Below are 22238 nucleotides of genomic sequence, written 5' to 3'. Positions count from 1 at the left end.
CCTGTCTGCCTGCGAACACGGGGATTGTCGATGTGTCGCTGTCTTCACCAAAAGTCAGCGTATCCGGTCGGCTCTCGATCACCGTGGGCGCCGTCCCTTTCAGGCGCTCCCCGCCGACCTCCCCGTGGCGCTCCCCGGCCGCCAAACACCGGGCGGGCTGACGACGCAGCCCGCCCGGTGTCTGGTGAAATGCCGGATCTATCCCTGTCCCACCGCCCTGGCGAGGCGCGGCGAGGCGTATTCCGTGCCGCACACGAACCGCATGACCGGCCCGAAGCTCGCGGCCGCGGGCAGCCCCGTGAAGAACAGCCCCGGCACCGACGAGCGGTAGCCGGCGCCCAGTCGCGGCCCGCCCGCGGCGACCGCGAGGCGGGTGCGCAGGCCGGGGCCGAGGAAGTCCAGCGCCGCCACGTCCACCCGGTAGCCCGTCGCGGCGATGACGTGGTCGGCGCGCAGCTCACTCTCGGGGGCGCCCTCGCCCTCGCCGCCGAGCGTCAGCACCGGACGCCCGGACTCCACGCGGGTGCGTACGATCCGCTTCCCCTCGGTGACCCGCACCCGGCCCACGAACCTCTCGCGCAGCCACCAGGCGCCCAGCGGCCCCAGCACCCGGCGCACCAGATAGCGCCGCGTCGGCGCCGGCAGGTGCCGGAAGCGGTCCGCGTGGTACGAGAACGCGTACAGCGACCAGGCCCGCCCGAAGGGGGTGTCGGGCTTGAGCGGCGACTGCCCGTCCGGCGCCGCCCCGAAGCGGACCGCGCCGCGCCGCCGGGCGACCACCCGCACCGCCGCGCCCGCCTCGGCCAGCAGCACCGCGCTCTCCAGCGCCGACTGCCCGGCGCCGACCACCACGACCTCGCGCCCGGCGAACACCGACAGGTCGCGGTGCTGCGAGCTGTGCGAGACGGGCCCGGTGGGCGAGGGCCCGGCCGGGACGGCGGAGGCCAGCTCGGGCGGCAGCTGGGCCAGCCCGCTCAGGCCCGTGGCCACGACCACGGCGCGGGCGGCGAACTGCTCCCCGGAGTCCAGCTTGAGCTCGAAGCCGCCGCCGGAGTCGCGCCGCTCCACCGACACCACCCGCTCGCGTTCCAGCTGGGGCACCAGCCGCTGCTGGAACCACAGTCCGTAGCCGGCGAAGGTCTCGACGGGGATGGCGTCCCAGTCCGACTCGAAGCGCCGCTCCCCCACGTCCTGGCAGTAGTCGAAGAGGGTGTGCCCGGGCTGCGGGGCGTCGATGTTCGACGCGGAGGGTGTGGATTTCAGCAGCATCCCGACGGGCATGTGTTCGCGCCAGCTCACCATCGGCGAGCCGAAGACGCGCGTCGGCACGGCGCGCGCTTTCAGGTGGGCTGCGGTCGACAGGCCGTACGGGCCGGCCCCGATGACGGCTACCGGAAGTGTCACGAGTCCCCTCCAGGGCGTTGCTGCCGGGCACATTGCACGTGGTTGTCACTCGGTCACACGATCGTTCTGCCACTCGGTCGTTCGTCACTCGGTCATTCGGTCGTTCGGTCATTCGGAGACGGCAGCGGACCGGCGCCTGGAACGCCACAGCTGCCACAGATGACGCACGCCCGGCCGTACGAAGCGGGCGAGCATCGTGAAGAACGGCTTCATGTCGTCCCGCGCGGCCCAGGCCAGCTCCGTGCCGTTGGCGCGGGCGGGCGCGTGCGGGGTGGTGTAGCCGCTGCGGCGGTAGGCCGCGAAGGCGGGCAGGTCGATGTTCTCCACGACGAAGCGGCGGCCCGCGAGCTGCTCCCCCTCGGGCACGGACCGCCCGGTGAGGTCCAGGTGCTGGGCGCGGACGACGTCGATGCCCGCCTCGTTCTCGAACATCCGGAACTGGGCCCCCATGCGGGGGTTGAAGTCGAGGAGCTTGTACCGCCCGTCGCGGCGGTCGAAGCGCCAGTCCAGGTCGATGATCCCGCTGAAGCCGATCTGCTTGATGAACTGCGCCGCCATGGCGGCCAGTTCGGGGTTGTCGACGATGTACGCGTTGGCGGTCATGCCCGCGTGCGGCGGCCAGGAGCGCACCTTGACGCCGGTGAACATCGCCAGCGGCGTGCTCTCGGCGTCGAAGTAGGCGTGGACGATCCAGTCCTCCGCCTCCTCGCGCGGCAGGTACTCCTGCAGGATCACCCCCGGCGAGGGCCCCCAGCCGCGCGCCAGCTCCAGCAACTCCCGGGGGCCGCCGATGCGCGTGGTGCCCTGCACGGCGGGGTGCCGGCGCCGCTCGAAGGCCTCGCGGTTCTTGGCGACCAGCGGGAAGGCGGCGACCGAGGCGTACTTCTCGATCTCCTCGTACGAGGCCGGGAAGAGCGTCGCGGGCGAGGGCACGCCGTGCTCCACGCACAGCTCGTGGAGCCCCTGCTTGCTGGCCAGCCGGCGCGGCAGCCCGCGCTCCACGGGCGGGAAGAGGAACGAGCCCGCCAGCTCCGCGGCGTGCTCGGCGATCAGCACCGCCGCCTCCTCGTCGGTGGGGATCAGCACGGCCGGACGGCCGATCCTCCGCCCGATCCGCAGCAGGCCGGCCACCAGCTCCTCGGGCCGTTCCGTGCCGGTGGTCGGCCAGACGAAGCCGGAGCGCAGATAGCGGGAGACGGCGGCGGGAGTCCATCTGTCCTCGGTGACGGCGTACATCGGGACGCCGAGCCGGCCGAGGCTGCGGATCGCGCCGACCCCACCGTGGTGGAGCGGATAGTCGCCGATCTTGACAATCAACCCGGGTACGGACCGGTCCACCGCCACCGGCGCGCTCCTGCTCGCCACCAGCACCCCCCTCGGCCACTCAGCCTCAGCGGCCCCCCACTGTGTGTGACCCGACTTAGGACGCTACTTCGGAATCGACACCTCCAGCAAGGAGTTACCGGACATTGCCCTCCCTTTAGCCAGCGGTCGGACACCTGTCCTGGCCCTCGTCCGTACGGGCCGGCGCGACGTAATGTGAGCACCGTTCCACCCGGCCCCCGGCTGACGAACCGTCCAGGACGAAGGCGAGGCAGCGTTCCATGCCCCAGCACCACCCGCGTGACCTGGCCGAAGGCGACCCCTTCGGCCCGGACACCCTCCCGTACGGCGTGTTCACCACCCCTGACGCGCCCGCCCGCCCCCGCGTCGGCGTCCGCTACGGCGCGCACGTCCTGGACGCCGCGGCGGCGGCCGCCGCCCACGGTTCCGCTTACGCGGACCTGCTGGCGGCGCCCACGCTCAATCCGCTGATGGCCGCCGGCCGCCCCGTCTGGGAGGCCGTACGGGCCGAGGTGCGCGGCTGGCTGGACGAGCCGTACTTCCACCCGCTGGAGGAGGTCACCCTCCACCTGCCGTTCGAGGTCGCCGACTACGTCGACTTCTACGCGAGCGAGCACCACGCGGCCAACGTCGGCCGCATCTTCCGCCCCGGCGGCGAGGCCCTCACGCCCAACTGGAAGCACCTTCCCATCGGTTACCACGGACGCGCCGGCACGGTCGTGGTGACCGGCACGGACGTCGTGCGCCCCCAGGGCCAGCGCAAGGCCCCCGGCGACGAGCTGCCCACCTTCGGGCCCTCGCTGCGCCTGGACATCGAGGCCGAGGTCGGCTTCGTCGTCGGCACCCCCGCCCCGGCGAGCACTCCCGTCCCGCTGAGCGACTTCCGCGAGCACGTCTTCGGCGTCTGCCTGGTCAACGACTGGTCGTCGCGCGACCTGCAGGCGTGGGAGTACGTGCCGCTCGGCCCCTTCCTCGGCAAGTCCTTCGCGACCTCCGTCTCGGCGTGGATCACCCCGCTGGACGCCTTCGACGCGGCCCGGACGGCGCCGCCGGCGCGCACGTACCCCCTGCTGCCCTACCTCGACGACTCCGCCGGCGAGCCCGGCGGCATCGACCTGCGCATCGAGGTGCGCATCAACGGCGAGGTCGTCTCGCGCCCGCCGTTCTCCGCCATGTACTGGACGGCCGCCCAGCAGCTGGCCCACATGACCGTCAACGGCGCGTCCCTGCGCACCGGCGACTTCTACGCCTCCGGCACGGTCAGCGGCCCCGAGCCCGACCAGCTGGGCTGCCTGCTCGAGCTCACCGGGGGCAAGGGCCCGTTCCTGGCCGACGGCGACGAGGTCACGCTCACGGCGTGGGCGCCCGGCGCGAACGGCGCACGCATCGGCCTCGGCGAGGTCACCGGTCGCATCGTCCCGGCGCGCACGGCGCCACCGGGCTCGTGAGCGCCCTCCCCGACTCCGGCCTGGCGCTGCCGGAGGAGCTCATCCTGCTCGCGCACCACCCGGAGGACGGCAAGCGCCTGTGCGGCGGCCGGAACCTGCAGTACGGCCTCGCCGGGGCCGTACTGGCCGAGCTGCAGTTGCGCGGGCTCATCACGCACGAGGGCGGGCGGCCGGGCCGGGCCGCCGGCCCCCGCCCGGCGGACCCGCGCCTGGCCCAGCCGCTGGCGGCGCTGCCCGCGCACGGCGCCAAGGGCCGCGTGAAGGCCCACCGGTGGATACGGGACGCCTCCCGCCAGGTCGAGGAACCCTGGCTCATGGGGCTGCTGGAGCGCGAGGCGCTGGTCGCCAAGGCCCCCGACCTGTTCGCGGTCATCCGCCAACGGCGCTACGCCGTGGGCTCGAACGACCTGACCGGACCGGCCCGGCAGCGCTTCGAGGCCGCCCGGCAGGCCGGCTTCCCCGAACCGCGGGGCAGGGCGCTGGCCGCCCTGGTGTCCGCCACGGGCACCGACAAGGCCCTCTACCCGGGCTGGGCCGGCCGGTACGAGCGCAAGGAACTGCGCCGCATCAGGCGCGAGGCGTGGATCGCCTGCGCGGTGTACCGCAACGTCCTGCGGGACTCGGATTCCGGCGGCGGCAGCGGCGGGGGCGGCGGCGACGGTGGCGGTCACGGATGCGGTGGCCACGGGTGCGGGGGCGGCTGCGGCGGCGGCGATTGAGCCGCCGCCGGTGCTGCTAGCTTGTCGTGCCCGGCCCCAAAGGCCGGGACATGACAAAGGAAAGGGCGCACGTGCGCAAGGCAGTACAGATCACGGGGGCGGCGGTCATCGCCGCTGTGCTGATGACGGGTTGCGGCAGCAGCGGCGACGACAAGGACAAGGAGACCGGCCAGCCGGCCCCGACGGGCGCCTCGAAGCCCGCGGAGGCCCCGAAGGACAAGCCGGCCGAGACCCCGGCCAAGCCGGTCAAGGCCGCTGACCTCGCGGGCAGCTGGGGCAACGGCGGCAAGCACGCCGACAACAGCCTGCAGACCTACACCTTCACCAAGAACATGGTGGTGATGGCCGGTAAGGACACCTGCACCGGCCAGGTCGTCGACAACGCCCAGCCGGTCACGCTCACCATGAAGAACTGCCCCGGTCGCACCACGGGCACCGTCAAGGGCTTCGACGGCAAGTCCCTCACCGTCTCCTGGGAGGGCGGCAAGGAGGACAAGCTCACCAAGGTGAACGGCATCCCCGGCCTCCCCGCCAAGCCCGGCAGCTGACCAGCCGACCGGCCGGCCGCACGGACGTACGCACGCCGCTGCCCGGCACCCCTTCGCGGGGCGCCGGGCAGCGGTGTCCGCGGCCGGCCTCAGCGCACGAACGTCCCCGCCTGGCCCGCCAGATCGAGGAAGTACTGCGGCGCCACACCGAGCACCAGCGTCACCACGACGCCCACCGCGATGGCCGTGGACGTCAGCGGGCTCGGCACCGAGACGGTCGGGCCCTCCGCCTTCGGCTCGCTGAAGAACATCAGCACGATGACCCGGATGTAGAAGAACGCGGCGATCGCCGAGGACAGCACGCCCACGATGACCAGCGGCGCGGCGCCGCCCTGCGCCGCCGCCTTGAAGACGGCGAACTTCCCGGCGAATCCGCTGGTCAGCGGGATGCCCGCGAAGGCCAGCAGGAAGACCGCGAAGACGGCCGCGACCAGCGGGGAACGGCGTCCCAGCCCGGCCCACTTCGACAGGTGCGTCGCCTCGCCGCCCGCGTCGCGCACCAGCGTCACGACCGCGAAGGCGCCCAGCGTGACGAAGGAGTAGGCGCCCAGGTAGAAGAGCACCGACGAGACGCCGTCGGGCGTGGTGGCGATGACGCCGGCGAGGATGAACCCGGCGTGGGCGATGGAGGAGTAGGCCAGCAGCCGCTTCACATCGGTCTGGGTGACGGCCACGATCGCGCCCACCAGCATCGTGACGATCGCGACGCCCCACATCACCGGCCGCCAGTCCCAGCGCATGCCCGGCAGCACGACGTACAGCAGCCGCAGCAGGGCGCCGAACGCGGCGACCTTCGTCGCGGCCGCCATGAAGCCCGTGACCGGGGTGGGAGCGCCCTGGTAGACGTCGGGGGTCCACATGTGGAACGGCACCGCGCCGACCTTGAACAGCAGCCCCACCAGCACCATCGCGCCGCCGATCAGCAGCAGCGCGTCGTTGCCGGTCGTCGAGGCGAGCGCCGGGTCGAGGGTCCGCGTGGTGCCGCCGACGACGTCGGCGATGCCGGAGTAGGTGACCGTGCCCGCGTAGCCGTACAGCAGCGCCACCCCGAACAGCAGGAAGGCGGAGGAGAAGGCGCCCAGGAGGAAGTACTTGACCGCCGACTCCTGCGACAGCAGCCGCTGCCGGCGGGCGAGCGCGCACAGCACGTAGAGCGGGAGGGAGAACACCTCGAGGGCGACGAAGAGGGTCAGCAGGTCGTTCGCGGCGGGGAAGACGAGCATGCCGCCGATGGCGAACAGCATGACCGGGAAGACCTCGGTGGTCGTCATGCCCGCCGCGACGGCCTTGCGCTCCGCCTCGCCGCCCGGCACGGCGGCGCCCTGCGCGGCGAAGGAGTCGACGGGCCGGCCGTGCGCCGTCGGCTCGAGGCGGCGCTCGGCGAAGGTGAACGCCGCGATGAGGCCGACCAGGAGGATGGTGCCCTGCAGGAACAGCGCCGGGCCGTCGACGGCGACCGCCCCCATGGCGGCGACGCGCGCCTTGTCGCCGGCGAAGCCGCCGGCGGCCAGCGCGATCACGGCGGCGAAGGCGGCGGCCAGGCCGACCACGGTCAGCAGGAGCTGGGCGTGGTAGCGGGTGCGGCGCGGCAGGAAGGCCTCGACGAGGACGCCCACCAGGGCGGCGCCGAGCACGATGAGCGTCGGCGAGAGCTGCGCGTACTCGATGTGCGGCGCGGGGATCCTGACCGGCGGCTCGGCCGCCGCCGTTGTCCACAGGCTGTGGACGGTTGCCGTGCGGCTCACTTCGCGGCCTCCACATCGTTCACGTGTACGTCCGGCTTCGGGTCGCTCTGGTGCACCTGCGACATCGTGTGCTCGACGGCCGGTTCGACGATCCGGGTCACCGGCTTGGGGTAGACGCCGAGGACCAGCAGCAGCACGATCAGCGGCGCCACCACGACGAGCTCGCGCGCCCGCAGGTCCGGCATCCCCCGCACGGGCTCGGCCACCGGCCCGGTCATCGTGCGCTGGTAGAGCACGAGGACGTACAGCGCGGCGAGCACGATGCCCACGGTGGCCAGGACGCCGATGACCGGGTAGCGGCTGAACGTGCCCACCAGCACCAGGAATTCGGAGACGAAGGGCGCGAGCCCCGGCAGCGAGAGGGTGGCCAGACCGCCGACGAGGAAGGTGCCCGCCAGGACGGGGGCGACCTTCTGCACGCCGCCGTAGTCGGCGATGAGCCGCGAGCCGCGCCGGGAGATCAGGAAGCCGGCCACCAGCATCAGCGCGGCCGTGGAGATCCCGTGGTTGACCATGTAGAGCGTGGCCCCGCCCTGGCCCTGGGTGGTCATCGCGAAGATGCCGAGGACGATGAACCCGAAGTGGGAGATCGAGGCGTAGGCGATCAGGCGCTTGATGTCGCGTTGGCCGACGGCCAGCAGCGCGCCGTAGAGGATGCTGATCAGCGACAGCACCAGGATCACCGGCGTGGCCCACTTCGAGGCCTCCGGGAACAGCTGGAGGCAGAAGCGCAGCATGGCGAACGTGCCCACCTTGTCGACCACCGCGGTGATCAGCACGGCGACGGGGGCGGTGGCCTCGCCCATGGCGTTGGGCAGCCAGGTGTGCAGCGGCCACAGCGGCGCCTTGACCGCGAAGGCGAAGAAGAAGCCGAGGAACAGGGCGCGTTCGGTGGTGGTGGCGAACTCCAGGCTGCCGTTCGCCCGGGCCTGGACGATCTCCGTCAGGGAGAAGGTGCCGGTGCCGAGCTGGTGGGCGGTGACCGCGTAGAGCCCGATGACGGCGGCGAGCATGATCAGTCCGCCGACGAGGTTGTAGAGCAGGAACTTCACGGCCGCGTACGAGCGCTGGGCCGCCGTCTCGGCCTCGCCGCGCTCCCCCGCCCGGTCCCCGAAGCCGCCGATGAGGAAGTACATCGGGATGAGCATGGCTTCGAAGAAGATGTAGAAGAGGAAGACGTCGGTGGCCTCGAAGGCGATCACCACCATCGCCTCGACCATGAGGATCAGCGCGAAGAAGCCCTGGGTGGGCCGCCAGCGCGTGGAGGCGTCCTCGAGGGGGTCGGCGTCGTGCCAGCCCGCGAGGACGACGAAGGGGATCAGCAGCGCGGTGAGCGCGATGAGCACCACCGAGATGCCGTCCACGCCCAGGTCGTAGCGGACCCCGAAGTCCTTGATCCAGGCGTGCGATTCGGTGAGCTGGAACGGGCCCGCGGCATCCGGGTCGAAGCGCACGAGCTGCGCCGCCGAGAGCACCAGCGTGGCGAGCGCGAAGCCCAGCGCCAGCCACTTGGCGGCCGTGCGCCGCGCGGCCGGGACGGCGGCCGTGGCGAGGGCGCCCACCGCGGGCACCACGGCCGTGGCCGTCAGGAGGGGAAATGACATGACTAGACCGCCCTCATCAGCAGGGTCGCGGCGATGAGCACCGCCGCACCGCCGAACATCGAGACCGCGTACGACCGCGCGAAGCCGTTCTGCAGCCTGCGCATCCGGCCCGACAGGCCGCCGACGGAGGCGGCGGTGCCGTTGACGACGCCGTCGACCAGGGTGTGGTCGACGTAGACGAGGCTGCGGGTGAGGTGCTCGCCGCCGCGGACCAGCACGACGTGGTTGAAGTCGTCCTGCAGCAGGTCGCGCCGGGCGGCCCGCACCAGCAGCCCGCCGGGCGGCGCCGTGACCGGCACCGGCCGGCGCCCGTACTGCGCCCAGGCCAGCGCGAAGCCCACCACGAGCACGACCATGGTGGCCGCGGTGACCTGCGTGGCGGTGACGGGCGAGTGCCCCTCGGCGTGGCCGGTGACCGGCTCCAGCCACTTCAGGAACGCGTCGTTGATGCTGAACAGGCCGCCGGCGAAGACCGATCCGAAGGCGAGGACGATCATGGGGATCGTCATCGTCCGGGGCGACTCGTGGGGGTGCGGGAGCTCACCGCGCTCGTCCGGCTGCCAGCGCTTCTCGCCGAAGAAGGTCATGAGCATCACCCGCGTCATGTAGTACGCGGTGATGGCCGCGCCCAGCAGTGCGGCGCCGCCCAGGATCCAGCCCTCGGTGCCGCCCTTGGCGAAGGCGGCCTCGATGATCTTGTCCTTGGAGAAGAAGCCGGACAGGCCCGGGAAGCCGATGATGGCGAGGTAGCCGAGCCCGAACGTCACGAACGTGACCGGCATGTACGTCCGCAGTCCGCCGTAACGCCGCATGTCGACCTCGTCGTTCATGCCGTGCATCACCGAGCCGGCGCCGAGGAACAGCCCTGCCTTGAAGAAGCCGTGGGTGACCAGGTGCATGATCGCGAAGACGTAGCCGATCGGGCCGAGGCCGGCGGCGAGGATCATGTAGCCGATCTGGGACATCGTCGAGCCCGCCAGGGCCTTCTTGATGTCGTCCTTCGCGCAACCGACGATCGCACCGAAGAGCAGCGTCACCGCGCCCACCGTGACCACGGCCGTCTGCGCGTCGGGGGCCCCGTCGAAGACGGCCCCGGACCGGACGATCAGATAGACGCCGGCGGTCACCATGGTCGCCGCGTGGATGAGCGCGGAGACCGGCGTGGGGCCCTCCATGGCGTCGCCGAGCCAGCTCTGCAGCGGGACCTGCGCCGACTTTCCGCAGGCGGCGAGGAGCAGCATGAGCCCGATGGCGGTCAGCTTGCCCTCGCCCGCCTCCTCCGCGTGCTCGAGGACCGGGCCGAAGGCGAAGGTGCCGAAGGTGGTGAACATCAGCATGACGGCGATCGACAGCCCGACGTCGCCGACGCGGTTGACGAGGAAGGCCTTCTTGGCGGCCGTGGCGGCGCTCGGCTTGTGCTGCCAGAAGCCGATCAGCAGGTACGAGGCGAGGCCGACGCCCTCCCAGCCCACGTACAGCAGCAGGTAGTTGTCGGCGAGGACCAGGAGCAGCATCGCCGCGAGGAAGAGGTTCAGATAGCCGAAGAAGCGCCGCCGCCGCTCGTCGTGCTCCATGTAGCCGACCGAGTAGAGGTGGATCAGCGAGCCCACGCCGGTGATCAGCAGCACGAAGGTCATCGACAGCTGGTCGAGCTGGAAGCCCACGTCGGCGCGGAAGCCGCCGACGGGCACCCAGCTGAAGACGGTCGCGCCCAGCTCGCGGTCGTCGGCGGGCCGGCCGAGGAGGTCGGCGAAGAGCACCACGCCGATGACGAAGGACGCGGCCGCGAGCAGGGTGCCGATCCAGTGCCCGGTGCGGTCGAGCCGTCGGCCGCCGCACAGCAGCACGCCCGCGCCCAGCAGGGGCGCCAGGACGAGCAATCCGATGAGGTTCTCCACCGTGGTGTCCCCTTACAGCTTCAGCAGGCTGGCGTCGTCGACCGAGGCCGAGTGGCGGGAGCGGAAGATCGTCACGATGATGGCCAGGCCGATCACGACCTCGGCGGCGGCCACGACCATCGTGAAGAAGGCGATGATCTGGCCGTCGAGGTTGCCGTGCAGCCGGGAGAAGGTGACGAAGGCCAGGTTGCAGGCGTTCAGCATCAGCTCGACGCACATGAAGATGACGATCGCGTTCCGCCGGATGAGCACGCCGGCGGCGCCGATGGTGAACAGCAGGGCCGCCAGGTAGAGGTAGTTGACCGGGTTCACTGGGCACGCTCCTCGGAACGGTCGTTGTTCCGCTCCAGCCACTCCTTGGAGCGCTGCTCCAGCGCCGCCAGGTCCTCGAGCGCCTCGCCGGAGACGTCGCGCACCTGGCCCCGCGCCCGCAGCGTGGGGTTGACCGTGAGCTCCGACGGCGTGCCGTCGGGCAGCAGGCCGGGGATGTCGACGGCGTTGTGCCGGGCGTAGACGCCGGGGGCGGGCAGCGGCGGGAGCTGCTTGCCGCGCACGCGCTCCTCGGAGCGCTCGCGCTGGGTGGCGGGGCGGCCGGTGCGCTCGCGGTGGGTGAGGACCATCGCGCCGACGGCCGCGGTGATCAGCAGGGCGCCGGTGATCTCGAAGGCGAAGACGTACTTGGTGAAGATCAGCGCGGCCAGGCCCTGGACGTTGCCGCCCGCGTTGGCCTGCCCCAGGCCGTTGAAGTCCCGCAGCGAGGCGTTGGCGATGCCGGCCACGAGCAGGGTGCCGAAGCCCAGCACGCACAGCCCGGCCAGCCAGCGCTGGCCACGGATCGTCTCCTTGAGCGAGTCCGCGGCGGTGACGCCCACCAGCATCACCACGAACAGGAACAGCATCATGATCGCGCCGGTGTAGACCACGATCTGCACGATGCCCAGGAAGTAGGCGCCGTTGGCGAGGTAGAAGACCGCCAGGACGATCATCGTCCCGGCGAGGGAGAGGGCGCTGTGCACGGCCTTCTTCATCAGCACCGCGCCCAGCGCGCCCGCCACGGCGACGACCGCCAGCACCCAGAACTGGACCGCCTCGCCGGTCGACGTGCTCGAGGCGGCCGCGGCGAGAGCGCTCATGCCTCCACCCCTTCGCCGGCGGGCTTCTCCCCCTTGGAGACGGCCACTTGGCGCTCCGTCCCCGGCGCGGCCTCGGTCACCAGGCCGCGGTAGTAGTCCTTCTCCGTCATGCCGGGGTAGATGGCGTGCGGGGTGTCGACCATGCGGTCCTCCAGCCCGGCCAGCAGCTGCTCCTTGGTGTAGATGAGCGACTCGCGGCTGGCGTCGGCCAGTTCGTACTCGTTCGTCATCGTCAGGGCCCGGGTCGGGCAGGCCTCGACGCACAGGCCGCACAGGATGCAGCGCAGGTAGTTGATCTGGTAGACGCGGCCGTAGCGCTCGCCCGGGGAGTAGCGCTCCTCGTCGGTGTTGTCCGCGCCCTCGACGTAGATGGCGTCCGCCGGGCAGGCCCAGGCGCACAGCTCGCAGCCGATGCACTTCTCCAGCCCGTCCGGATGGCGGTTGAGCTGGTGGCGGCCGTGGAAGCGCGGCGCCGTGTGCTTCTTCTCCTCCGGATACTGCTCGGTCAGCCGCTTCTTGAACATGGCCTTGAAGGTCACGCCGAAGCCGGCCACGGGGTTCTGGAACTCAGACACCGTCGGCCTCCTTTCGGTCACGAGGGCTGTCCGCCCCGCCACTGGAGATGAGCTCCCGGTCCTGCCGGGACCGGCGCCGGGGCACGGGGGGCGGGGTCTGGCCGGGCAGCGGCGGCACGGGGAATCCGCCCGCCATCGGGTCGAACGCGGGCGGCGGCCCCGCGGCCGGCTCCCCGCCCTTCTCGCCGTCCCGGCCGCGGAAGAGGTCGGCGAGCATCGACAACAGCAGGACGGCGAGGACGGCGCCCCCGACGTAGAGCACGATGTCCTGGAAGTCGTAGTTCTCGTTCCGCAGCGCCCGGACGGTCGCCACGAGCATCAGCCAGGTCACCGAGACCGGGATGAGCACCTTCCAGCCCAGCTTCATCAGCTGGTCGTAGCGCACCCGGGGCAGCGTGCCGCGCAGCCAGATGAAGAAGAAGAGCAGCAGCTGCACCTTGATGACGAACCACAGCATCGGCCACCAGCCGTGGTTGGCCCCCTCCCAGAAGGAGGAGACCGGGTACGGGGCCCGCCAGCCGCCCAGGAAGAGGGTGGCCGCGACCGCCGAGACCGTCACCATGTTCACGTACTCGGCGAGCATGAACATCGCGAACTTGATCGAGGAGTACTCGGTGTTGAAGCCGCCGACCAGGTCGCCCTCGGACTCCGGCATGTCGAAGGGGGCCCGGTTGGTCTCCCCCACCATCGTCGCGATGTAGATCAGGAACGACACCGGCAGCAGCAGGACGTACCAGCGGTCGTGCTGCGCCTCGACGATCGCGGAGGTGGACATCGAGCCGGAGTAGAGGAACACCGAAGCGAAGGCCGCGCCCATCGCGATCTCGTACGAGATCATCTGCGCGCACGAGCGCAGGCCGCCCAGCAGCGGATACGTCGAGCCCGACGACCAGCCGGCCAGCACGATGCCGTAGATGCCGACCGAGGCGACGGCGAGGATGTAGAGCACCGCGATCGGCAGGTCGGTCAGCTGCATCGTCGTGCGGTGGCCGAAGATCGAGACCTCGTTGCCGGAGGGGCCGAAGGGGATCACCGCGATCGCCATGAAGGCCGGGATCGCGGCCACGATCGGCGCCAGCACGTAGACGACCTTGTCGGCGCGCCGGACGATCACGTCCTCCTTGAGCATCAGCTTGATGCCGTCGGCCAGCGACTGCAGCATCCCCCACGGGCCGTGCCGGTTGGGGCCGATGCGCAGCTGCATCCAGGCGACGACCTTGCGCTCCCAGACGATGGAGAACAGCACCGTCACCATCAGGAACGCGAAGCAGAAGACGGCCTTGACGACCACCAGCCACCACGGGTCCCTGCCGAACACCGACAGGTCCTCCACGGCCAGTTGGACCACTTGGGGCCCACTCAGCGCAGGGCTCACGGCCGTACCTCCCGTCCCGCGTCGCCGGTGTCGCCGGCGCCCTCGTCGACCTCCGCGCCGATCCGTACGAGCTCTCCCGGACGCGCCCCGGCGTCCGAGGCGACGCCGCCGCCCACGGAGTTCAGCGGCAGCCACACCACCCGGTCCGGCATCGGCGTGATCCGCAGCGGCAGCCGCACCGTGCCGGCCGGGCCGGTCACCACCAGCGGCTCGCCGTCGCGCACCCCCGCCTCGGCGGCGGTCGCCGGCGACAGCCGGGCGAGCGCCTCGTGCCGGGTGCCGGCCAGCGCCTCGTCGCCGTCCTGCAGCCTGCCCCGGTCGAGCAGCAGCCGGTGCCCCGCGAGCACCGCCTCGCCCTTCTCCGGGCGCGGCAGCGGCCGCCCCGGCTCGTCCGGGCCCGGGGCCCGCTCGCCGGACCACGCGCCCAGCCCCGCCAGCTCCGCCCGTACCGCGTGCACGTCCGGCAGCCGCAGGTCCGTGCCCATCGCGTCGGCCAGCATGTGCAGCACCCGAGCGTCCGGCAGCATGTGCCGCCGCGTCACCTGGTCCGGCTTGACCGCCACCTCGAACGGCCGGGCCCGGCCCTCCCAGTTCAGGAACGTGCCCGGCTTCTCCACCACGGCCGCGACCGGCAGCACCACGTCCGCGCGGTCCGACACCTCGCTCGGCCGCTGCTCCAGGCTGACCAGGAACCCGACCGCGTCCAGCGCCTCCCGCGCCCGCGCCGGGTCGGGCAGGTCCGCGACCTCCACGCCGCCCACGAGCAGCGCGCTCAGCTCGCCCCTGGCCGCGGCCTCCAGGATCTGGCCCGTGTCCCGGCCGGGGCTGCGGGGCAGTTCGGCCACGCCCCAGGCCGCCGCCGTCTCCTCCCGCGCCCGCGGGTCGGTCGTCGGCCGGCCGCCCGGCAGCAGGCCCGGCAGGGCGCCCGCCTCGAGCGCGCCGCGCTCGCCCGCCCGGCGCGGGATCCACACCAGCGCGGCGCCCGTGGCCCCGGCCGCCGCCACGGCGGCCGTCAGCGCGCCCGGCACGCCCGCCAGGCGCTCGCCGACGACGATCAGCGCGCCCCCGGCCCGCAGCGCCTCGGCGGCCGCCCGGCCGTCCGCGTCCAGCCCCGAGGAGCCCGCCAGCGCCCGCAGCCACTCGGTCTCGGTGCCGGGCGCCGCCGGCAGCAGCGTGCCGCCCGCCTTCACCAGCCCCGGGGTGAGGTGCGTGGCCAGCGAGAACGTCCGCTGGCCGCGCTTGCGCCAGGCCTTGCGCAGCCGCAGGAAGACACCGGGGGCCTCCTCCTCCGCCTCGAAGCCGGCCAGCAGCACGGCCGGCGCCTGCTCCAGCGCCGTGTACGTCACGCCCGTGCCGTCCACGTCCCGCCCGCGCCCGGCCACGTGGGCCGCGAGGAAGTCGGCCTCCTCACCGCTGTGGACGCGCGCCCGGAAGTCGACGTCGTGGGTGTCGAGGCCCACGCGCGCGAACTTGGCGTAGGCGTACGCGTCCTCCACCGTCAGCCGCCCGCCCGGCAGCACCCCGGCCCGGCCCCTGGCCGCCGCCAGCCCCCGGGCCACGGCCTCCAGCGCCTCGGGCCAGCTCGCCGGCTCCAGCGCCCCGGAGGCGCCGCGCACGAGCGGCGTCTCGAAGCGCTCCGGCCGCTGCGCGTAGCGGAACGCGAAGCGGCCCTTGTCGCACACCCACTCCTCGTTGACCTCCGGGTCCTCGGCGGCCAGGCGGCGCATCACCTTGCCGCGCCGGTGGTCCGTACGCGTCGCGCAGCCGCCCGCGCAGTGCTCGCACACCGTCGGCGAGGAGACCAGGTCGAAGGGCCGGGCGCGGAAGCGGTACGCCGCCGAGGTGAGCGCGCCCACCGGGCAGATCTGGATGGTGTTGCCGGAGAAGTACGACCGGAAGGGGTCGCCCTCGCCCGTGCCGACCTGCTCCAGCGCCCCGCGCTCGAGCAGCTCGATCATCGGGTCGCCGGCGATCTCGTTGGAGAAGCGGGTGCAGCGCGCGCACAGCACGCACCGCTCGCGGTCCAGCAGGATCTGCGGGGAGATCGGCACCGGCTTCTCGTAGGTGCGCTTGCGGCCCTCGAAGCGGCTGTCGGCCTGCCCCGCGGACATGGCCTGGTTCTGCAGCGGGCACTCGCCGCCCTTGTCGCAGACGGGACAGTCGAGCGGGTGGTTGATCAGCAGCAGCTCCATCACGCCGCGCTGCGCCTTCTCGGCGACCGGCGAGGTGAGCTGGGTGCGCACGACCATGCCGTCGGTGCAGGTGATCGTGCAGGAGGCCATCGGCTTGCGCTGGCCCTCGACCTCGACGATGCACTGCCGGCAGGCACCGGCCGGGTCCAGCAGCGGGTGGTCGCAGAAGCGCGGGATCTCGATGCCCAGCAGCTCCGCGGCCCGGATGACCAGCGTCCCCTTGGGGACGGAGAGCTGGATGCCGTCGATGGTGACGGACACCAGGTCCTCGGGCGGCACCGCCCCTCCGACGGGGTTTCCTCCACCTGAGGCGGCGGACGTGGTGACTGTCATGCGTTCACCCCCACGGGAGAGTTTTTCGGGCCGTCGGCCCAGACGGTGGACTTCGCCGGGTCGAAGGGGCAGCCCCGGCCCTTGACGTGCTGCTCGTACTCCGCGCGGAAGTACTTCAGCGAGGAGAAGATGGGGCTCGCGGCGCCGTCGCCCAGCGCGCAGAAGGACTTGCCGTTGATGTTGTCGGCGATGTCGGCGAGCTTGTCGAGGTCGCTCATGCGCCCCTTGCCGGCCTCGATGTCGCGCAGCAACTGCACCAGCCAGTACGTCCCCTCGCGGCAGGGCGTGCACTTGCCGCAGGACTCGTGGGCGTAGAACTCGGTCCAGCGCGTGACGGCCCGTACGACGCAGGTCGTCTCGTCGAAGCACTGCAGGGCCTTGGTGCCGAGCATCGAGCCGGCCGCGCCCACGGCCTCGTAGTCGAGCGGCACGTCCAGGTGCTCGTCGGTGAGCAGCGGGGTCGAGGAGCCGCCCGGGGTCCAGAACTTGAGCCGGTGGCCCGGTCGCATGCCGCCGCTCATGCCGAGCAGCTGGCCGAGCGTGACGCCCAGCGGCGCCTCGTACTGGCCGGGGTTGGCGACGTGGCCGCTGAGGGAGTAGAGCGTGAAGCCCGGGGACTTCTCGCTCCCCATCGAACGGAACCACTCCTTGCCCTTGTTGAGGATCGCGGGCACGGAGGCGATGGACTCGACGTTGTTCACCACGGTGGGGCAGGCGTACAGGCCCGCGACGGCCGGGAAGGGCGGCCGGAGCCTGGGCTGGCCGCGCCGGCCCTCCAGGGAGTCGAGGAGGGCGGTCTCCTCGCCGCAGATGTACGCACCCGCCCCGGCGTGCACGGTGATGTCGAGGTCGAGCCCGCTGCCGAGGACGTTCCGGCCGAGGTAGCCCGCCGCGTAGGCCTCGCGCACGGCCTCGTGCAGCCGGCGCAGCACGGGCACGGTCTCGCCGCGCAGGTAGATGAAGGCGCGGCTGGAGCGGATCGCCCAGCAGGCGATCAGCATGCCCTCGATGAGGGAGTGCGGGTTGGCGAAGAGGAGCGGGATGTCCTTGCAGGTGCCGGGCTCGGACTCGTCGGCGTTGACGACGAGGTAGTGCGGCTTGCCGTCGCCCTGCGGGATGAACTGCCACTTCATGCCGGTCGGGAAGCCCGCGCCGCCGCGGCCGCGCAGGCCCGAGTCCTTGACGTAGGCGATGACGTCGTCGGGGGTCATGGCGAGCGCCTTGCGCGCGCCTTCGTAGCCCTCGTGGCGCAGGTACGTCTCCAGCGTCCACGAGCGGGGTTCGTCCCAGAAGGCGCTGAGGACGGGCGCGAGCAGCTTCTCGGGACTGGTCTCGAAGATCTCGGGTGCCACGGTCATCCCTCCCCCTCCTCGGTGACCGGCCCGCTGGGGTGATCGGGGTCCGAGGCGGATGTCTTCTGGGGCGCGTCGTGGGAGCTGAGGTGCTCCGGGGGACGCTCGTCGTGGGGCGGCGCGCCGCGCGGGGGCCCGACGCGCGCCGGTCCGGCCTCGCCCTTGGCCAGCCGCAGTCCGGCCAGCGAGGCGGGACCGGCGCCGCCGCTCGCCTCGACGGCGCCGGGCCGCCGGTCGGGGAAGCCGGCCAGGATGCGGGCCGTCTCCTTGTACGTGCACAGGGGCGCGCCGCGGGTGGGCTCGACGGTGCGGCCCTCGCGGAGGTCGTCGACGAGCCGCCGGGCGCTCTCGACGGTCTGGTTGTCGAAGAACTCCCAGTTGACCATCACCACGGGCGCGAAGTCGCAGGCGGCGTTGCACTCGATGTGCTCGAGCGTGATCTTCCCGTCGTCGGTCGTCCCGCCGTTGCCGACGCCGAGGTGGCGCTTGAGGTCGTCGAAGATGGCGTCGCCGCCCAGCACCGCGCACAGCGTGTTGGTGCACACCCCGACCTGGTAGTCGCCGCCGGGCTTGCGCCGGTACATCGTGTAGAAGGTCGCGACCGCCGTGACCTCGGCCGTGGTCAGGCCGAGCAGTTCGGCGCACAGGCGGATGCCGGTGCGGGTGACGTGGCCCTCCTCGGACTGCACCAGGTGCAGCAGCGGCAGCAGGGCGCTGCGGCTGTCGGGGTAGCGGGCGATCACCTCCCGGGCGTCCGCCTCGAGCCGGGCCCGTACGTCGGCGGGGTAGTCGGGCGCGGGGAGCTGCGGCATCCCCAGCTGTACATCGGTCACCACGTCTCCTTGTTCGCTTCTCCGCCCACGCGGCGCAGAGGTGCGGCCGTCGTGTCCGTCTGCGGCCCGGCGGCCGCGCGTGCGACGCTCACCGGTCTACGCCTCCCATGACGGGATCGATCGAAGCCACCGCCACGATCACGTCGGCGACCTGGCCGCCTTCGCACATCGCCGCCATGGCCTGCAGGTTGGTGAAGGAGGGGTCGCGGAAGTGGACCCGGTAGGGGCGCGTTCCGCCGTCGCTGACGACGTGCACGCCGAGCTCGCCCTTGGGCGACTCCACGGCCGAGTACGCCTGCCCGGGCGGCACCCTGAAGCCCTCCGTCACCAGCTTGAAGTGGTGGATCAGGGCCTCCATCGAGGTGCCCATGATCTTCTTGATGTGGTCCAGGGAGTTGCCGAGCCCGTCGGGGCCGAGGGCCAGCTGGGCGGGCCAGGCGATCTTCTTGTCCGCGACCATGACCGGGCCCGGCTGGAGCCGGTCCAGGCACTGCTCGACGATGCGCAGTGACTGCCGCATCTCCTCCAGGCGGATCAGGAACCGTCCGTAGGCGTCGCAGCTGTCGGCGGTGGGGACGTCGAAGTCGTACGTCTCGTAGCCGCAGTAGGGCTGGGCCTTGCGCAGGTCGTGCGGGAGGCCGGCGGAGCGCAGGATGGGGCCGGTGGCGCCCAGCGCCATGCAGCCGGTGAGGTCGAGGTAGCCGACGTCCTGCATGCGGCCCTTGAAGATGGGGTTCCCGGTGGCGAGCTTGTCGTACTCGGGAAGGTTTCTGCGCATCTTCTTGACGAACTCGCGCACCTGGTCCACCGCGCCGGGCGGCAGGTCCTGGGCGAGGCCGCCGGGGCGCACGTAGGCGTGGTTCATCCGCAGGCCGGTGATCAGCTCGAAGATGTCGAGGACCAGCTCGCGGTCGCGGAAGCCGTAGATCATGATCGTGGTGGCGCCGAGCTCCATGCCGCCGGTGGCGATGGCCACCAGGTGGGAGGAGATTCGGTTCAGCTCCATGAGCATGACCCGGACGACCGAGGCGCGGTCGGGGACGTCGTCCTCGATGCCCAGCAGCTTCTCGACGGCCAGGCAGTACGCCGTCTCGTTGAAGAAGGGCGTGAGGTAGTCCATGCGCGTCACGAACGTGGTGCCCTGGGTCCAGGTCCGGAATTCGAGGTTCTTCTCGATGCCGGTGTGGAGGTAGCCGATGCCGCAGCGGGCCTCGGTGACCGTCTCCCCGTCGATCTCCAGGATCAGGCGCAGCACTCCGTGGGTGGAGGGGTGCTGGGGACCCATGTTGACGATGATGCGCTCGTCGTCGGCCTGCTGGGCGGCGGAGGCGATCTCGTCCCAGTCGCCGCCGGTGACGGTGTAGACCGGGCCCTCGGTGGTCTCGCGGGGGCCGGCGTCGTTCGGGGTGGTCATCAGCTGTACGACCTCCGCTGGTCCGGAGCCGGGATCTGGGCGCCCTTGTACTCGACGGGGATGCCGCCGAGGGGGTAGTCCTTGCGCTGCGGGAAGCCCTGCCAGTCGTCCGGCATCATGATCCGCGTGAGCGCGGGGTGACCGTCGAAGACGAGACCGAAGAAGTCGTAGGTCTCGCGCTCGTGCCAGTCGTTGGTGGGATAGACGTCGACGACCGAGGGGATGTGCCGGTCGTCGTCGGGGACGCCGACCTCCAGCCTGATCAGCCGGTTGTGGGTGATCGAGCGCAGGTGGTAGACGGCGTGCAGCTCGCGCCCCTTGTCGCCGGGGAGGTGCACTCCGCTCACGCCCGTGCACAGCTCGAAGCGCAGCGCGGGGTCGTCGCGCAGGGTCCGGGCGACGACGGGAAGGTGCTCGCGGGCGATGTGGAAGGTGAGCTCGTCGCGGTCGACCACGGTCTTCTCGATCGCGTTCTCCGGCACCAGCCCCTGCTCCTCGAGGGCGCCCTCCAGCTCGTCGGCGACCTCGTCGAACCACCCTCCGTACGGCCGGGTGGCCCGGCCGGGCAGCCGTACGGTCCGTACGAGCCGGCCGTAGCCGGTGGTGTCGCCGCCGTCGCCGGCGCCGAACATGCCGTGCCGGACGCCGATGACCTCGCCGTGGTCGAGCCGCTGGCCGGGGAGGGTCTGGGCGGCGACGTCCTTGTCGGGGTTGACCCCGTTGGGGCCCTTGGGCACCGGGGCCGGGGACGCCGCGTCCGGGGCCTTGGCGTTCGATCCGTTGGCGTCCGGGCTCTTGGCCTTCGATCCGTTGGCGTCCGGGCCCTTGGCGTCCCGTCCCTTGGGGTCCGGACCCTTGGAGTTCGAGCCCTTGGGGTTCGGCTCGCTCATCGCAGCAGCCCCTTCATCTCGATCAGCGGCAGGGCCTTGAGCGCCGCCCGCTCCGCCGCCTCCTCCGCCTCCTCGCGGTGCACGCCGAGCTTCTCGTTCTGGATCTTCTTGTGCAGCTTGAGGATCGAGTCCATGAGCATCTCGGGCCGGGGCGGGCACCCGGGCAGATAGATGTCGACCGGCACGATGTGGTCGACGCCCTGCACGATCGCGTAGTTGTTGAACATGCCGCCGCTGGACGCACAGACCCCCATGGAGATCACCCACTTGGGGTTGGGCATCTGGTCGTAGACCTGCCGCAGCACGGGCGCCATCTTCTGGCTCACCCGGCCGGCCACGATCATCAGATCGGCCTGGCGGGGCGAGCCGCGGAAGACCTCCATGCCGAAGCGGGCCAGGTCGTAGCGCCCCGCTCCGGTGGTCATCATCTCGATGGCGCAGCAGGCCAGGCCGAAGGTGGCGGGGAAGACGGATGCCTTGCGCACCCACCCCGCGGCCTGTTCGACGGTGGTCAGCAGAAAGCCGCTCGGCAGCTTCTCCTCGAGTCCCATCCGGGGCCCCCTTTAGTCCCATTCCAGGCCGCCGCGCCGCCATACGTAGGCGTAGGCGACGAAGACGGTGAGCACGAAGAGGAGCATCTCCACGAGCCCGAACAGCCCCAGGGAGTCGAAGGTGACCGCCCAGGGGTAGAGGAAGACGATCTCGATGTCGAAGACGATGAAGAGCATCGCCGTCAGGTAGTACTTGATCGGGAAGCGGCCGCCACCGGCTGGGTGCGGGGTCGGTTCGATGCCGCATTCGTAGGCCTCGAGCTTGGCCCGGTTGTAGCGCTTGGGCCCGACGATCGACGCCATGACCACGGAGAAGATCGCGAAGCCTGCACCGAGGGCTCCCAGTACGAGGATGGGCGCGTAGGCGTTCACCGCTCCTCGCTCCTTCCAGTCTGTCGACGCTGACTGCTGGCTGACCGGACCCGGCGGCGGAGGTCCTCGGCGAAGATCGCCGACATGTGAGGCAGTTCACAAGCCCGGGTCGACTGCATCCTATGCCCGCCGGTCTGTGATCTGCGACACGGCGTACACGACCACGTTTGTGATCTCCACCACCTGACGAACGATCATGAAGTCGGATGATCGGCGATCTTCATACGCGAAGCGGTCGAGTGGTCACCAAGGGTGACATCCGGGAGCCAAAATGCTGGTCGGGGGTGGTGAGCCACTATCAAGAAGTGCCGCCTGCACGCAAATTGACATGATCGATTGTCAACTGATAAAGGCACACAACCCGGTGGGGCGACGGCGGTCAGCACGTGTCCCGGACCGTCTCCCGGCGGACCGTTTCACCGTCGGTCCGCGCCGGGTCCGCATACCGCTTCACAAGCCTCCCGCGAGACGCCCGTTGCGTGAGTTCTGCCACGCGACGGGAGGTTCG

Annotated in this window: 19 protein-coding genes; 3 read left to right on the top strand and 16 right to left on the bottom strand. The window is 71.6% G+C overall.

Features of this window, described 5'->3' with window-relative positions; all coding sequences use genetic code 11:
- Window positions 1-198 precede the first annotated feature (198 nt).
- Together IE295_RS26570 and IE295_RS26565 are read right to left on the bottom strand one after the other, a co-directional pair.
- On the bottom strand, window positions 199-1404 hold the full coding sequence (locus tag IE295_RS26570; protein WP_190066318.1) for an NAD(P)-binding domain-containing protein: 1206 nt from the start codon (window positions 1402-1404) through the stop codon (window positions 199-201).
- Window positions 1405-1512: 108 nt separating this feature from the next.
- Entirely contained in the window at window positions 1513-2769 is a 1257-nt protein-coding gene (locus IE295_RS26565; protein WP_190066317.1) for a carboxylate--amine ligase, read from the bottom strand.
- Window positions 2770-3008: 239 nt separating this feature from the next.
- Between IE295_RS26565 and IE295_RS26560 the strand changes: the two genes are divergently transcribed.
- The 3 genes from IE295_RS26560 to IE295_RS26550 all read left to right on the top strand — a co-directional run bounded on the left by IE295_RS26560 (window position 3009) and on the right by IE295_RS26550 (window position 5463).
- Window positions 3009-4196 (top strand): fumarylacetoacetate hydrolase family protein, encoded by a 1188-nt coding sequence (locus IE295_RS26560; protein ID WP_190066316.1) that lies wholly within the window; start codon window positions 3009-3011, stop codon window positions 4194-4196.
- The gene (locus tag IE295_RS26555; protein WP_190066315.1) at window positions 4193-4915 is read left to right on the top strand and encodes a GOLPH3/VPS74 family protein; all 723 of its coding nucleotides are present in this window, start codon (window positions 4193-4195) and stop codon (window positions 4913-4915) included. Before IE295_RS26560 ends, IE295_RS26555 begins: the two co-directional genes overlap by 4 nt.
- Window positions 4916-4986: 71 nt before the next feature.
- A complete protein-coding gene (locus IE295_RS26550; RefSeq protein WP_190066314.1) occupies window positions 4987-5463 on the top strand; it encodes a hypothetical protein in 477 nt (158 codons plus the stop codon).
- Window positions 5464-5552: 89 nt separating this feature from the next.
- Here the strand turns inward: IE295_RS26550 and nuoN are convergent, their stop codons facing one another.
- The 14 genes from nuoN to IE295_RS26480 form a co-directional block, all read right to left on the bottom strand.
- The gene (gene nuoN / locus IE295_RS26545; protein WP_190066313.1) at window positions 5553-7208 is read right to left on the bottom strand and encodes an NADH-quinone oxidoreductase subunit NuoN; all 1656 of its coding nucleotides are present in this window, start codon (window positions 7206-7208) and stop codon (window positions 5553-5555) included.
- Window positions 7205-8812 (bottom strand): NADH-quinone oxidoreductase subunit M, encoded by a 1608-nt coding sequence (locus IE295_RS26540; RefSeq protein WP_190066312.1) that lies wholly within the window; start codon window positions 8810-8812, stop codon window positions 7205-7207. The genes nuoN and IE295_RS26540 overlap by 4 nt, the downstream gene beginning before the upstream one ends.
- Before the next feature lie 2 nt (window positions 8813-8814).
- Window positions 8815-10710: an NADH-quinone oxidoreductase subunit L gene (gene nuoL, locus IE295_RS26535; RefSeq protein WP_190066311.1), complete on the bottom strand. Its 1896-nt coding sequence runs from the start codon at window positions 10708-10710 to the stop codon at window positions 8815-8817.
- Between the two features lie 12 nt (window positions 10711-10722).
- Window positions 10723-11022: an NADH-quinone oxidoreductase subunit NuoK gene (nuoK, locus tag IE295_RS26530; protein ID WP_190066310.1), complete on the bottom strand. Its 300-nt coding sequence runs from the start codon at window positions 11020-11022 to the stop codon at window positions 10723-10725.
- Window positions 11019-11843 carry an NADH-quinone oxidoreductase subunit J gene (locus tag IE295_RS26525; protein WP_190066309.1) on the bottom strand — a complete coding sequence of 275 codons (825 nt, stop codon included), beginning with the start codon at window positions 11841-11843 and terminating at the stop codon, window positions 11019-11021. The genes nuoK and IE295_RS26525 overlap by 4 nt, the downstream gene beginning before the upstream one ends.
- On the bottom strand, window positions 11840-12418 hold the full coding sequence (gene nuoI, locus IE295_RS26520) for an NADH-quinone oxidoreductase subunit NuoI (RefSeq protein WP_190066308.1): 579 nt from the start codon (window positions 12416-12418) through the stop codon (window positions 11840-11842). Before nuoI ends, IE295_RS26525 begins: the two co-directional genes overlap by 4 nt.
- Window positions 12411-13793 carry an NADH-quinone oxidoreductase subunit NuoH gene (gene nuoH, locus IE295_RS26515; protein WP_224323544.1) on the bottom strand — a complete coding sequence of 461 codons (1383 nt, stop codon included), beginning with the start codon at window positions 13791-13793 and terminating at the stop codon, window positions 12411-12413. Before nuoH ends, nuoI begins: the two co-directional genes overlap by 8 nt.
- Window positions 13790-16318 (bottom strand): NADH-quinone oxidoreductase subunit G, encoded by a 2529-nt coding sequence (locus tag IE295_RS26510; protein WP_190066307.1) that lies wholly within the window; start codon window positions 16316-16318, stop codon window positions 13790-13792. The genes nuoH and IE295_RS26510 overlap by 4 nt, the downstream gene beginning before the upstream one ends.
- Window positions 16315-17676, bottom strand: a complete 1362-nt coding sequence (nuoF, locus tag IE295_RS26505; protein ID WP_190066306.1) for an NADH-quinone oxidoreductase subunit NuoF — start codon at window positions 17674-17676, stop codon at window positions 16315-16317. The genes IE295_RS26510 and nuoF overlap by 4 nt, the downstream gene beginning before the upstream one ends.
- Window positions 17673-18482, bottom strand: a complete 810-nt coding sequence (gene nuoE / locus IE295_RS26500) for an NADH-quinone oxidoreductase subunit NuoE (RefSeq protein WP_190066418.1) — start codon at window positions 18480-18482, stop codon at window positions 17673-17675. The genes nuoF and nuoE overlap by 4 nt, the downstream gene beginning before the upstream one ends.
- A gap of 109 nt (window positions 18483-18591) precedes the next feature.
- On the bottom strand, window positions 18592-19917 hold the full coding sequence (locus tag IE295_RS26495) for an NADH-quinone oxidoreductase subunit D (protein WP_190066305.1): 1326 nt from the start codon (window positions 19915-19917) through the stop codon (window positions 18592-18594).
- Complete coding sequence (locus IE295_RS26490) at window positions 19917-20807, bottom strand: NADH-quinone oxidoreductase subunit C (RefSeq protein WP_190066304.1); 891 nt, start codon at window positions 20805-20807, stop codon at window positions 19917-19919. The genes IE295_RS26495 and IE295_RS26490 overlap by 1 nt, the downstream gene beginning before the upstream one ends.
- Window positions 20804-21358, bottom strand: coding sequence for a NuoB/complex I 20 kDa subunit family protein (locus IE295_RS26485; RefSeq protein WP_190066303.1), 555 nt, complete (start codon window positions 21356-21358; stop codon window positions 20804-20806). The genes IE295_RS26490 and IE295_RS26485 overlap by 4 nt, the downstream gene beginning before the upstream one ends.
- Before the next feature lie 12 nt (window positions 21359-21370).
- Window positions 21371-21730 carry an NADH-quinone oxidoreductase subunit A gene (locus tag IE295_RS26480; RefSeq protein ID WP_190066302.1) on the bottom strand — a complete coding sequence of 120 codons (360 nt, stop codon included), beginning with the start codon at window positions 21728-21730 and terminating at the stop codon, window positions 21371-21373.
- Window positions 21731-22238 lie beyond the last annotated feature (508 nt).

Source organism: Streptomyces griseocarneus (assembly GCF_014655595.1).
In the GTDB taxonomy this organism is placed as follows: domain Bacteria; phylum Actinomycetota; class Actinomycetes; order Streptomycetales; family Streptomycetaceae; genus Streptomyces; species Streptomyces griseocarneus.
This window is presented reverse-complemented; position numbering and strand designations above follow the sequence as displayed.

Coding starts and splice junctions, on each gene's coding strand:
- nuoF (WP_190066306.1), bottom strand. CDS start 17,676: ATGACCGTGGCACCCGAGATCTTCGAGACCAGTCCCGAGAAGCTGCTC.
- IE295_RS26495 (WP_190066305.1), bottom strand. CDS start 19,917: ATGACCACCCCGAACGACGCCGGCCCCCGCGAGACCACCGAGGGCCCG.
- IE295_RS26510 (WP_190066307.1), bottom strand. CDS start 16,318: ATGACAGTCACCACGTCCGCCGCCTCAGGTGGAGGAAACCCCGTCGGA.
- IE295_RS26490 (WP_190066304.1), bottom strand. CDS start 20,807: ATGAGCGAGCCGAACCCCAAGGGCTCGAACTCCAAGGGTCCGGACCCC.
- IE295_RS26485 (WP_190066303.1), bottom strand. CDS start 21,358: ATGGGACTCGAGGAGAAGCTGCCGAGCGGCTTTCTGCTGACCACCGTC.
- IE295_RS26525 (WP_190066309.1), bottom strand. CDS start 11,843: ATGAGCGCTCTCGCCGCGGCCGCCTCGAGCACGTCGACCGGCGAGGCG.
- IE295_RS26540 (WP_190066312.1), bottom strand. CDS start 8,812: ATGTCATTTCCCCTCCTGACGGCCACGGCCGTGGTGCCCGCGGTGGGC.
- nuoE (WP_190066418.1), bottom strand. CDS start 18,482: ATGCCGCAGCTCCCCGCGCCCGACTACCCCGCCGACGTACGGGCCCGG.
- IE295_RS26560 (WP_190066316.1), top strand. CDS start 3,009: ATGCCCCAGCACCACCCGCGTGACCTGGCCGAAGGCGACCCCTTCGGC.